The sequence below is a fragment of the Blautia sp. MSJ-36 genome (assembly GCF_018917985.1).
In the GTDB taxonomy this organism is placed as follows: Bacteria; Bacillota; Clostridia; order Lachnospirales; family Lachnospiraceae; genus Blautia_A.
In genome coordinates, this window is record NZ_JAHLPQ010000003.1 from 195,166 (window position 1) to 208,849 (window position 13,684).

Genomic DNA, 13,684 nt, shown 5'->3' on the forward strand with positions numbered 1-13,684 from the left:
TAGTGTCAGAAAAATCCATATTCAATTTGCGCGAGCATTATTATAGCAGATTTTTTCAGGAAAAGTAAAGAGAAAAATTCTGCGAGAAATAGATGCCTTTTATTTTTGAAATTGAAATGTGCATAAAAAAACGCATGCAAATTTATAAAATATGTATAAATTATTTGTTGAAATTTTATAAAAAAAGGAGTAAAACATTAGATAAATAAAAAAGAGAAATGCATGGAACAGGACAGACCACAAAAAGCATGCCGGATTACAGAGAGCCGCAGGCTGATGAGAAGCGGCAGAAGGTATTTTGTGATATCACCTGGGAGCATCCCGCTGAATAGAAATCTTTAAGTAAGCCGGGACGTAGTCTTCACGTTACAGAAGAGGCTGTTTGAAGAGACAGCACTAAGTGGTTGTATTTAGTGATAAATATGATAATACAAAGTGGTACCACGGAACATTCCGCCTTTGTTATCCGAAAGGATAGCAGGGGCTTTTTTAATATATAAAATAAAAGTAAAAAACACAAAGGAAAGAGAGTTGATATTATGAACGGAATAACAATGATGATCATAGCCATTGTAGTTCTCGGAGGCGCATATCTTCTGTATGGCCGTTATCTCCAGAACAAATGGGGTATTGATCCGAAAGCAAAAACTCCGGCATACGAAATGGAGGACGGAGTTGATTATGTACCGGCTGATACAAATGTAGTATTTGGCCATCAGTTTGCATCCATAGCAGGTGCAGGTCCCATCAACGGACCGATCCAGGCCGCAATTTTCGGCTGGCTGCCGGTTCTGCTCTGGATCCTCATCGGTGGTGTATTTTTCGGAGCTGTGCAGGATTTTGCATCCATGTACGCATCTGTAAAGAATAAAGGACGTACCATCGGATATATCATCGAAGCGTATATCGGAAAGCTTGGAAAAAAATTATTCCTTTTATTCTGCTGGCTGTTCTGTATCCTGGTCGTTGCAGCATTTGCAGATGTTGTAGCAGGAACCTTTAACGGATTTGTCGCAAATGATGCAGGAGCTGTTACAAAGGTAGCGGCAAACGGAGCTGTTGCAACCACTTCCATGTTATTTATATTTGAGGCTGTTGCACTTGGATTTTTCCTTAAATATACAAAGTTCAATAAATGGATCAACACTGCAGTTGCAATTTTACTTCTGGTAGCAGCAATTGTACTGGGACTTAATTTCCCGATGTATGTAAGCCTTGGAACCTGGCATATCATCATTTTTGTATACATCCTGATCGCCAGTGTCGCTCCTGTATGGGCACTGCTTCAGCCACGTGATTATCTGAACAGTTATCTTCTGATCTTTATGATCGTTGGTGCGGTTATCGGTGTATTTGTTGCCAATCCTTCCTGTAACCTGAAGGCATTTACAAGCTTTAACGTAGACGGACAGTATATGTTCCCGATCCTGTTTGTAACCATCGCCTGTGGTGCTGTTTCCGGCTTCCATTCACTGGTATCCTCCGGTACTGCATCCAAGCAGATAAAAAATGAGAAAAATATGCTTCCTGTTTCCTTTGGAGCAATGCTGATGGAAAGTATGCTTGCCATCATCGCACTGATCGCAGTTGCATCCTTTGCAGACGGTGAAGCAGCAGCACAGGGGCTTACAACACAGCCGCAGATTTTTGCAGGTGCTATCGCAAACTTCCTTTCTGTAGTTGGCCTTCCACATTCTCTGGTATTTACACTGATCAACCTTGCAGTATCTGCATTTGCACTGACTTCTCTTGACTCTGTAGCCAGAGTCGGACGTCTGTCATTCCAGGAATTTTTCCTTGATTCTGATACAGATGAGGAAAACATGAGCCCGTTCCTGAAGGTAGTAACAAATAAATATTTTGCAACAGTCATCACACTGGTACTTGCTTACATGCTTACAAAGGTCGGCTATGCGGAGATCTGGCCGCTGTTCGGTTCCGCAAACCAGCTGTTATCTGTACTCGCTCTTGTAGCCTGCGCGGTATTCTTAAAGAAAACAAAACGTCAGGGCTGCATGCTCTGGATCCCGATGGTATTCATGATGGCAGTTACCTTCACAGCACTTGGCATGACCATCACAAAGCTTTCAAAGGCACTGGTAACAACAGGGCTGGATCTTGGAAACACCTTACAGCTTGTATTTGCAGTATTACTGCTGATCCTTGGTGTATTGGTAGCAATCCAGGGCGTGAAGAAACTGCTTGAGAAGACAGATGATAAAAAAGCAACGGCATAACATTATCGGATAAGATCACGGATATCTGTTTAGCTGAAGAGGCATGAGTCATATAAAAGGCTCATGCCTTTTTGCATCCATGGAACCTTGAGATATCTAGAGACGATTTATGACCCCATGCGCCTGCATTCATTGGGAGTCATTCCGAATTGCTTTTTAAAAGCAGTCTGAAAGTGGCTCTGGCTGGAGAAGCATAAAAAGGTACTGATCGTACTGATGGATTTGTTAGTGTATTGCAGCAATTCTTTCCCTTCTTCTAGCTTACAGCGCAAAATAAATGCGCTGACAGAAAAACCAAGGGTCTTTTTAAAATAAGCAGAGAAATAGGATCTGCTGAATCCGACATAGGCTGCAACATCACCTACCGTAAGATGCTGGTTTGTGTTTTGCTGAATGTAACGGATCGCTTTCTGAATGCACCCGTCCGTGGAGACGGGTGCTTTTGAATTTGCTACTTTTTCCGCAAAAGAATATCCGACTTTTGACAGAAGGTCATATAGTCTCTCAATGCTGTTCAGCCTCTCTGAGGACTGGATAAAATAATCGGAAAGCTTATAAGCGCTGTCATAATCCAGGCCACCCTCTATTGCAGCCCGGGTACAGATGGTCGTGGTAATGATGATATCGTTTTTCAACTGACGAAGGGCAGTAGAGCCGGTAACACCGAGATGATAATTGCTGTCACTGAATTCAATATTTTTAAATCCCTGGTAGTTACCGGTCCGTACAAGTCGTAAGATCTGTTCTTCAATTGCATAAGTCTGATTATGCTGTTCGTTCTCCTTGGTCTGGTAGGTTTCCTCCAGTAAGGAAGCATCTGTCAGCGATATCTGCATAGAAGCGTCCGACTCTGAAGCTGTCAGATGCTCAAGAGTCAGTAATTCTTCATGGATACAATAATTAAGGAACAGACATTTTTTTAATAAGGAATTCATGGAAAGACAGGGAATCTGGCGGAGAAAGCTGTTAAAGTTCGTACGATCATTATTCGGAACTGTGTAATCCCTGTATAATTGCTGCAGGTCAGATTCCGTGTACGGAATATTAGTCACAGGTCCAAAAATAAGAGCTCCGTTTTTCAGATGATCGATCTTCAATGAACAGAAAAAAATACCATATTTCGTAGTGCAGTACGAAATTCTTTTTCCTGGGTTCAGAAGCTCCTCTGTATATTTCCCCGGGGGATATGTGAGATTTGTCTGTTCCGGCATACAGAAGATACAGTTTCCACCTTCAAAAAGATACATTGGAATGTTGGAATCCAGATAATACATTCGGATAAAATCTATCAGATTATATGAATCCTTCATAAAGTCCCTCCATATCATACATTTTATATACTCCATCGTAATTAATTTTCGCATATAAGTCAATAAAAAAACACTCAATAAAAGTATAAAAATATAAAAAATAGTTTAAATATGAAATAAATATATGCTGCTTCAGGCTATTATAAAATCACGATAAAGATAAGACCGGACAGAACGAAATCATACATACAGCATCGTAATAAACGGAGGTAATAGCATGAAGAAAGAGAAAATCCAGGAACTGATCTCCCGGATGACATTGGAAGAAAAAGCCGGAATGTGTTCCGGAGCCGACTTCTGGCATCTTAAGGGAATCGAACGCCTTGGAATTCCCCAGGTGATGGTAACAGACGGACCTCACGGAATCAGAAAACAGGCAGAAGAAGCCGATCATCTTGGAATCAATGAGAGTGAGAAGGCAGTCTGCTTCCCGGCCGGCTGTGCAACTGCATCCAGCTTTGACCGTGATCTGATCCGCAGACAGGGAGAAATCCTTGGCCAGGAATGTCAGGCAATGAATGTCAGCACGATCCTGGGACCGGCAATGAACATCAAACGTTCCCCATTATGCGGAAGAAATTTCGAGTATTATTCAGAGGATCCATTTGTGTCTGCAGAAATGGCAGCAGCAATGATCGAAGGTGTGCAGAGTAAGCATGTGGGAACAAGCGCAAAACACTTTGTGGCAAACAATCAGGAAAAACGACGGATGACAAATTCCTCGGATATGGATGAGCGGACATTAAGAGAAATCTATCTGGCATCCTTTGAGGGGGCTGTGAAAAAATCAAAGCCATGGACTGTCATGAGCTCCTATAACCGCATCAATGGAAAATTTGTCGGAGACAGCAAGGAATACCTGACAGATATCCTCAGAGAGGAATGGGGATTTGACGGATATGTGGTTTCCGACTGGGGTGCGGTCAACGACAGGGTTTCTTCACTGTCAGCAGGACTGGATCTGGAGATGCCTCCGGGGGATTACGAAAATGACAGACTGATCGTAAAGGCTGTTCAGGAAGGTAAGCTTGATGAAAAGACTGTGGATCTGGCATGCGAGAGAATCCTGGATGTGATTTTCCGTTATACAGAGAACCGTGATGAAAACGCTGTATTCGAATATGAAAAGGATCACAAGGCAGCAGCCGATATCGCAGCGGAATGTATGGTACTCCTGAAAAATGATAACCATATCCTTCCTCTGAATGCAGAAAAAAAGATCGCTTTTATCGGAAAATATGCCCGAGAACCGAGATATCAGGGCGGTGGAAGCTCTCATATCAACAGCTGGAAGGTGGAATCCGCACTGGAAGCTGCAAAAGCAATTCCGGAGCTTGCAACTGTAACCTTTGCAGAAGGCTATCAGGATGAAAAAGATGAGGTTGTAAAAGAATTTCAGGATGAAGCAGTCAGAACAGCGGCAGCAGCTGACATTGCAGTTCTGTTTCTCGGACTTCCGGACAACTTCGAATCCGAAGGCTATGACAGAAAGCATATGGAGCTTCCGAACTGCCAGAATGAACTTGTACAGAAGATCCTTGAAGTGCAGAAGCATGTGGTAGTTGTTCTTCACAACGGTTCTGCTGTACTTATGCCGTGGAAGGATCAGGTAGAGGGTATCCTGGAGGCATATCTTGGAGGAGAAGCAGTTGGAAGAGCAGCAGCAGAGATCCTCGCAGGAAAAAAGAATCCATGCGGACGCCTGGCTGAAACCTTCCCTCTTCGTCTGGAAGATACTCCATGCTATCTGACTTACGGAAAAGGCTTTGACAATGCGGATTATCGGGAAGGCGTGTTTGTAGGCTATCGCTATTATACTTCCAGAAAAATGAAAACTGCATTCCCGTTTGGTTACGGATTATCCTACACAACCTTTGAATACAGTGATCTGCAGCTTGATAAGAACGAAATGTCTGATAAAGATACTTTAGAAGTAAGTGTTAAGGTAAAAAATACCGGAAACCGTGCAGGTAAAACAGTAGTTCAGCTTTATGTAGAAGCACCGGAGACAGAAGTTGTCCGTCCGGTCAGAGAACTGAAAGGATTCGAAAAGATTTTCCTGGAAGCAGGAGAAGAGAAGACAGTCACATTTACACTGGATGAGAGAGCATTCGCTTACTGGAATACATTGATCCATGACTGGTATGCAGAGGAAGGAATTTATAAAGTGATGATCGGTGAAAATGCAGATCAGATGTGCAAAGGTGAAGAGATCACAGTACATACTACGAAAGAACTTCCAAAGACCTATTCATTAAATACCTGTCTTGGAGAGCTGATGCGCGATCCGAAAGCACAGGCTGTGATGGGACCTTTCATGCAGGGAATGGCACAGAATGATGCAGCAAAAGATATGGCAGAAGCACAGGAGAACGATACATCAGGAGCTGTGAATCAGGAAATGATGGCAGCGATGATGGAAGGCATGCCCCTTCGTCAGCTGTTAAGCTTCGTTCCCGGAATTAAAAGAGAAATGCTGGAACAGATGGTTGATGCTTTAAACGCTTAAGGAGAGAAAAGAATGGGAAGGACAAAGAAGGAACTTGGTCTGGATTCCATGGGAATCCAGAAGTCAATGAGATTAACGGATTATCTTGGAGATGGTATCGGACAGCTGCCGCTGAATATCATGAGCAGCCTTGTGGGACAGCTGACTTACTTTTATACCGAAAAGGTAGGCCTTGCAGCAGGAATGGTTGCCACCATGCTTCTGATCGCAAAGATCTTTGATGCATTTTCAGATCTTGCAATGGGAAAGATCATGGATGCAGGCAGATCACCAAAGGGAAAATGTCGTCCGTGGTTTTCGAGAATGGCAATTCCTGCACTTGTAGCTATTATTTTACTGTTTACTGTACCTAAAAATATAGGAAGTGGTTTTCAGGCTGCCTATGTACTGATCACGAACGTACTGATCACAGCGATCGTATATACAGCAGTAGCGATCCCTTATGGTGCCCTGATGGCTATCCGTACTGAAAGCTTTGAAGAGCGTGGTAAAATGGGAATCTTCCGTACAGCATTCGGATACATTGCAGGAATGGTAATTGCCATCCTTCTTATCCCTATCACAAATATGCTTGGCGGAACACAGAGTGCATGGATCAAGGTAGCTGTAGTCTTTGGTCTCATCTCCATGCTTTCATTGATGATTCTTTATAAAGTATCAAAAGAAAACGTGCAGATTGTAGAAAAAAGTGAAGATGATGATGTACCGTTTGTGGAAGCTATCAAAATGCTTTTCAAAAACAAGTACTGGGTTATCATGCTTGTACTTCAGTTTCTGATAAATATTTCTTACAGCTTAACTACATCCGGTGGAACATACTATGCAAAATATATTCTTGGAAATGACAATATCGTAGCACTTCTGGGAGCTGTGGGACTGGTTCCTACATTCCTTGGATTTATCCTGACAGGTCCTCTGACTTCCAAGTTTGGAATGACAAAAACATGTAAGATTTCCTGTGTACTTGGAGCGGCTGCCTGTGTGGTAAGAGTATTTACACCGTACAGCATTGCAACCTGTATTGCAGGTGGAGTTGTAACTACCTTTGCCAACATCCCTATGATGTGTCTGTTTGGAGCAATGGTAAATAACTGTGTGGAATATAATGATTACAAATTCGGAAAACGCATCGTAGGTATGACAAACAGTGCCAACTCTTTCGGAATGAAGATCGGATCCGGTATCGGAGCATCTCTGATCGGATGGCTTCTGGCAGCTGCGGGATACAAAGCATCCCTGGCAACTCAGCCCGGCTCCGTTGATATTGCAATCTTTGCATTTTCCATCTATATCCCGCTTGCGATCTTTGTGATCATGTTTATCTGTCTTATGAAGAATGACCTTGAGAAGAGATATCCTGAGATCATGGCAGAGCTGCAGAAAAGAGAAAAGGCAAACTAAATACTGAGACTAAAGGACGGGGCTTATAAGATGGTTCTGTCCTTTTAATGCTTTCAAAATATGAAAAGAAAGGATCTTATTCCATGAGCAGACAAGTCTATAATCCTTATTTGCCTCTGAATGAATACATACCTGATGGAGAACCACATGTATTTGGAGACAGAATATACATCTTTGGCTCTCATGACCGGGAAGGTGGAAGTACTTACTGTGAACTTGATTATACTGTATATTCAGCACCGGTAAGTAATCTGACTGACTGGAAGTGTGAAGGAACCATTTATCATGCAGTTCAGGATCCTCATTATTGTGAGGAAAGAAAGCAAATGTATGCACCAGATGTAGTGCAAGGATCTGACGGACGATATTATTTATATTATGCTCTGTCAGGCAGTGCCGGTAAAGGAGGCTTTGATGGACCAATTTCTGTAGCTGTATGTGATACACCTGCCGGAAAGTATAAATATTATGGTGATGTTCATTATGCGGATGGAAAACTATTGGATCGTTTTATTCCATTTGATCCGGCAGTAATAAATGATGACGGAAAAATATATCTTTATTATGGATGGTCTCTTTCTGTGAATGCCGGAAATGGAAAAATAGGAACTCTGATCAATGAAAAGATACAACAAAATATGTTTCACAAATCTCTGGAAGAGATACGTGGAGAAGCTGACGGAATTATGGGTGCAAATGTTGTTGAGCTTGAAGATGATATGTTGACAGTAAAATCAGAACCTAAAAGGATTCTTCCGGGGATTGACCGAAGCAATGGAACTGATTTTGAAGGACATGCTTTTTTTGAAGCAAGCTCAATCAGGAAAATTAATAATACCTATTATTTTATCTATTCTTCGCAGGCAAATCATGAATTATGTTATGCAACAAGCAAATATCCGGATCAGGGATTTCGCTATGGAGGTGTTCTTGTTTCGAATGGTGACATAGGAATTCATGGCCGAAAATCAAAGAAACGAGTCGCTGCAACAGGAAACAATCATGGAAGCATTGAAAAGATCAATGGGGAATGGTATGTTTTTTATCATCGACACACTCATTTGAATTCATATAACCGTCAAGGTTGTGCAGAAAAAATAAAAATCGCAGAAGATGGATCGATCAAACAGGTACCTATGACCTCCTGCGGCTTAAATAAGGGGCCCTTGCTTCCAAATGGAAAATATCCGGCAGCAATTGCATGTGTCCTTACAGATGGACATATGCCACATATAGGAAATGGAACGGCGCGTGGGAAACACCCTATGATTACCCACAAAGAAAATGAGCGTTATATTACAGGAATTCGAAATGGAGTTTTGATTGGCTTCCGTTATTTTGCATTTCATGATCCGGTAAAACTAACAATGTGGATACGCGGAAATGGAAAGGGAAAATTCCTGATTTCCGACGGCAACAAAAAACATCGAATAGAAATTAAAGTAAAAGCAAAGCAAGAATGGTCAGCATATACTGTTAAATTAACTATAAACAAAACAGCACCTTTATATATGCAGTATATAGGAAAAGGACAGCTGGAGTTTTTGAGTCTGGAATTGGAGAAAATAAAATGAGATTATATGATTTAAAAACCGAATATCGGATAAACCCTATTGGATTAACTGCTAAAGCACCCAGATTTTCATGGAAAATGGAATCACAGGAAAAGGATACCTTACAGACTGCATATGAAATTAATGTGACAGATGAGAATGGAAAAATTGTCTGGAACAGTGGAAAAAGAGCGTCTGATCAGTCGGTTCTGATTCCTTATGAAGGTGCAACACTGGTAGATGAAAAGCTCTACAAAGTAAAGGTAAATGCAGCAGATAATCACGGAAATATATCAGAGATTACAGGAAGCTTTGAGACTGGTGTGCTGGACAATACAGAATTTAAAGCGCAGATGATCACAAGTGATTTTCCGGAAGAGGAGACTGCCTGCCCGATATTTGGAAAGACATTTGCACTGGATAAAAAGGTAAAGAAAGCCCGTCTGTATGCAACTGCACACGGAGTATACGAGGCGACCCTGAACGGACAGACTGTAGGAGACTACCGTATGGCACCGGGCTGGACAAGCTATCACAACAGACTTCAGTATCAGATCTATGATGTGACAGAGCTGCTTGATACAGAAAACAAAATTGAGATCACAGTTGGAAACGGCTGGTATAAAGGAATCCTTGGATTCTATTGTCAGCCAGATCAGTATGGAACACAGGTGGGAGCATTTGCAGAGCTTCATGTGGAATATGAAGATGGAAGTAAGGATGTGATCGCTACCGATGAAACATGGTCTGTAAAGACAGGAGAGATCCGTTACAGCGAAATCTATATGGGAGAGACCATCGACACAGATGCACCGGAGATCACAGAAGGAAACGTTGTTGTCAAAGAGTTTGACAAAGCAGTTCTGACTGCACAGGAAAATGAGCCTGTCCGTATCACAGAGAAAATTGCCGGCAAAGAGCTGATCGTGACACCAAAGGGTGAAAGACTGGTTGATTTTGGACAGATCATCACAGGTGTTGTCGAGCTGCATGTGAAAGGGGAAAAGGGACAGAAGATCGTGATCCGTCATGCAGAGGTTCTGGATAAAGACGGAAACTTTTACCCGGAGACACTTCGCCAGGCAAAATCCATCGACACATTTATCTGCAGCGGAGAAGAGCAGATCTTCCGTCCGCATTTCACATTCCACGGATTCCGCTATATCTGTGTGGAAGGACTGGAAGAATTTACGGCAGATCAGTTTGTTGCCTGTGTGACACATTCTGATATGGAAAAAACAGGAGATTTTACCTGCTCTGATCAGAAGGTAAATCAGTTGCAGAGCAATATTACATGGAGCCAGAGAGATAACTTCCTGGATATCCCGACGGATTGCCCGCAGAGAGATGAGCGTCTTGGATGGACCGGAGATGCACAGGTATTTTCATGGACAGCAGCATTTAACAGAAATACAGCATTGTTTTATACGAAATGGATGCGTGATGTGGCAGCAGAATCTTCACTGGAAAAAGGAGTGCCCCATGTTGTCCCGGACATTCTGGGACAGTACAGTGCTTCGGCATGGAGTGATGTAGCGGTTATCGTTCCATGGGTTGTTTATCAGATCTACGGTGATAAAGGTATCCTGGAAGAGAACTGGAAATGTATGCATGAGTGGGTAGACTATATCAAAAATAACTGTGAAGAGAGCGGTCTCTGGCAGAGCGGTTTCCAGTATGGAGACTGGCTTGCTCTGGATAAGGAAGAGAGCGCAGACAGAACCGGAGCAACAGATAAGTATATGATCGCAAACGCATACTATCTGTATGTGACAGATCTTGTAAAGAAAACAGCAGAGGTGCTTGGTAAGTCAGAAGAAGCAAAAGAATATGCGGATCTGTACGAAAAAACCTTGGATGCATTCCAGAGAGAATATTATACAGAGACAGGCCGTATCGTAAGTGAGACACAGACAGGAGCGATCCTTTCCCTGTATTTTGATCTTGCAAGAGAAAAAGACAGAAAACGCATTTTAAATACGCTGCTTACGAATATTGCAAACCACAAAAATCATCTGGCTACAGGCTTCGTCGGCACACCATATATCTGCCATACACTTTCTGAAAATGGCGAGCACGAGATGGCAGCTACTCTCTTCATGAAGGAAGATTATCCATCATGGCTCTACGCAGTAAATATGGGAGCAACGACGATCTGGGAGCGCTGGAATTCCATCAAACCGGACGGAACCTTTGATGAATCCGGTATGAACTCCCTGAACCATTACGCATATGGTTCCATCGGAGACTGGATGTATCGCAAGGTTGCCGGTTTATCCCAGTTAGAGCCGGGATATAAGAAATTCCAGGTAAAACCCATGTTTGTGAAAGGCATTGAAGAGTGGGGGACGGAATTTGAATCCGTTTACGGAAAGATCGTGGCAAAGACATCCTGCAAAAATGGAAAGATCCATGTGCATGTAGAAGTACCGGCAAACACTACAGCTGTGATCGTACTTCCGGAGAAAGAGGAAGTACATGAAGTTGGTTCCGGAATTTATGATTATGAGTATGAAACAGAGACATGCCTTGCGGTAGAGAGATTCAGTATGGACAGCACCCTTGGTGAGATCGTGGCAGAACCGCTGGCAGTAGAACTGTTCAACCAGATGGCACCAGGAATGCTGGAGGGACCGATGATCCAGTTTGCCTATGGAATGACACTGGCAGAGCTGCTTGGGGCTGCACCGCAGGCGAAACCGCTTTATGAGGCAGTTGTAAATGCACTGAATCAGAAGGAAGCAGAAGCTGGTTCTTTAATTGAAAGCTATGCATATAATAAATAAAATGTATCAATGGAAATGAAAGCCTTATGCCAGATCAGAAATTAGAGAATCTTCTTAATCTTGCCATGAATGCTCTGCCGCATGAGCGGGCGAAATCGGAAAATCTGAATGTGGGGTATGATCCCACCACCAGGCTGTGGGATGTGATCGTGAAGTACAGTGGCCCGGAAAGTGGACTTGGTGGTGAGAGGATCCAGGTGGTCCCGCTGCTTGGCAGCTATGCAGTAGTGACATTGCCGGAATCGGAAATTGCTGCATACTCAGGCAGAGAGCAGATCGAGTTTATAGAAAAGCCCAAGAGACTCTACTTTGAGACCTTTGAAGAGCGGGAGGCAAGCTGCATTTTGCCGGTGCAGAATGGAGTCGATGGCTTAACCGGCGAAGGGATTTTGGTGGGCATTGTGGATTCCGGAGTGGACTATTTCCATCCGGATTTCAGAAACGAGGATGGCAGTACCCGGATCCTGCGACTGTGGGATCAGAGTGTAGCTGGAAATCCACCGGAAAACTATGTATCAGGAACTGAATATACGAAGGAAGAAATTGATGAGGCGCTTGCACTCGGGGAAACCGAAGGCAGGCGCCTTGTTCCGTCTGGAGATTTCAGCGGACATGGAACAGCAGTTCTTGGAATAGCAGCAGGAAACGGGAGAGCATCGGATGGAGTGAATCGAGGCGTTGCGTATAGAAGTGACCTTTTGGTGGTAAAAATGGGAAATCCACGGGAAAATTCATTTCCGCGGACAACGGAGCTGATGGAGGGTATTGATTACCTGATACGGCAGGCAGTGAAGATGAGAAAACCGATCGTCATAAACGTCAGCTTTGGGAATAATTATGGTTCCCACAGAGGAGATTCCCTTCTGGAAAATTACATTGATATTGTTGCGGCCATGGGGCGGACTGTGATCGTTACAGGAACCGGAAATAACGGCAGCCAGCCCTGGCATGCAGGAGGAATCCTGCAGCAGGGGAAAACAGAAGAAATCCAGCTGGCAGTGGGAGCTTTTGAGCCCACATTAAATGTACAGCTATGGAAGGATTATGAAGATGAGATGGAAATTTATCTGGAAAGTCCGTCCGGAGAACGGATCGGTCCATTATATGAAAGGCTGGGCCCCCAGCGGCATCTGCTGGAAAATACAGAGCTTCTGATCTATTATGGAAAACCCGGTCCATATCAGCTGTCCCAGGAAATCTACATAGATTTCATTCCTGAAGGTAATTATGTGGACAGCGGTGTCTGGAAAGTTCTTTTAAGTGGAAAACATGTGCGTTCCGGTCAGTATTTTCTCTGGCTGCCGGGGGGGAATGTACTGAATCGCGGAACTGGGTTTTATTTTCCGCGGGCTGTGGGCACTTTGACGATTCCTTCCACTGCCGAAAAAATTATTTCTGTTGGAGCTTATGATTCCAGACAGAATGCCTACGCAGATTTTTCCGGAAGGGGAAGTCAGTTCCTGCCGATCCGGAAGCCTGACCTCGCAGCTCCCGGCGTATCCATCACCGCCCCGGTTCCAGGCGGTGGCTACGCCACTGTTACCGGAACCTCCTTTGCGGCACCCTTTGTCAGCGGAAGCGCAGCTCTGCTTATGGAGTGGGGGATCGTGAAAGGAAATGATCCGTTTCTTTACGGGGAAAAGGTGAAGGCGTATCTGAGGAAAGGCGCACAGAGTGTGGGCGGGTATGAGGAATATCCGAATGTGGAGGTGGGATGGGGGGAGGACGTTATAATAAGGTTACATTGAAGAAAGTCAGTAAAATCAAGTGTTTCCGTTCATTTTCCCAACACAGAAACGAAGCACTTTTACCATGATTTTGAAGAAAATCTGCCCGGGTTGGATTCAAAATGATATGGAAAGAAAGATTTGTAGCAATGACGTAACAT

Annotated in this window: 7 protein-coding genes; 6 read left to right on the forward strand and 1 reads right to left on the reverse strand. The window is 43.5% G+C overall.

Features of this window, described 5'->3' with window-relative positions; translation table 11 throughout:
- Nucleotides 1–539 precede the first annotated feature (539 nt).
- Nucleotides 540–2,237: a carbon starvation CstA family protein gene (locus KQI39_RS04200; protein ID WP_148445203.1), complete on the forward strand. Its 1,698-nt coding sequence runs from the start codon at nucleotides 540–542 to the stop codon at nucleotides 2,235–2,237.
- 107 nt (nucleotides 2,238–2,344) lie between these two features.
- On the opposite strand, the gene KQI39_RS04205 is transcribed toward KQI39_RS04200, so the two are convergent.
- On the reverse strand, nucleotides 2,345–3,547 hold the full coding sequence (locus KQI39_RS04205) for an AraC family transcriptional regulator (RefSeq protein WP_216416795.1): 1,203 nt from the start codon (nucleotides 3,545–3,547) through the stop codon (nucleotides 2,345–2,347).
- A 217-nt stretch (nucleotides 3,548–3,764) separates the two neighbouring features.
- Here KQI39_RS04205 and KQI39_RS04210 point away from each other — a divergent pair, with 217 nt between their 5' ends.
- The 5 genes from KQI39_RS04210 to KQI39_RS04230 all read left to right on the forward strand — a co-directional run bounded on the left by KQI39_RS04210 (nucleotide 3,765) and on the right by KQI39_RS04230 (nucleotide 13,544).
- Complete coding sequence (locus KQI39_RS04210; protein WP_216416797.1) at nucleotides 3,765–6,056, forward strand: glycoside hydrolase family 3 C-terminal domain-containing protein; 2,292 nt, start codon at nucleotides 3,765–3,767, stop codon at nucleotides 6,054–6,056.
- A 12-nt stretch (nucleotides 6,057–6,068) separates the two neighbouring features.
- Nucleotides 6,069–7,457, forward strand: coding sequence for an MFS transporter (locus KQI39_RS04215; RefSeq protein WP_216416799.1), 1,389 nt, complete (start codon nucleotides 6,069–6,071; stop codon nucleotides 7,455–7,457).
- 83 nt (nucleotides 7,458–7,540) lie between these two features.
- Entirely contained in the window at nucleotides 7,541–9,031 is a 1,491-nt protein-coding gene (locus tag KQI39_RS04220; protein ID WP_253293060.1) for a family 43 glycosylhydrolase, read from the forward strand.
- Nucleotides 9,028–11,796: an alpha-L-rhamnosidase gene (locus tag KQI39_RS04225; RefSeq protein WP_216416803.1), complete on the forward strand. Its 2,769-nt coding sequence runs from the start codon at nucleotides 9,028–9,030 to the stop codon at nucleotides 11,794–11,796. The genes KQI39_RS04220 and KQI39_RS04225 overlap by 4 nt, the downstream gene beginning before the upstream one ends.
- Before the next feature lie 26 nt (nucleotides 11,797–11,822).
- Nucleotides 11,823–13,544, forward strand: a complete 1,722-nt coding sequence (locus tag KQI39_RS04230; RefSeq protein WP_216416805.1) for a S8 family peptidase — start codon at nucleotides 11,823–11,825, stop codon at nucleotides 13,542–13,544.
- Nucleotides 13,545–13,684: the final 140 nt, after the last annotated feature.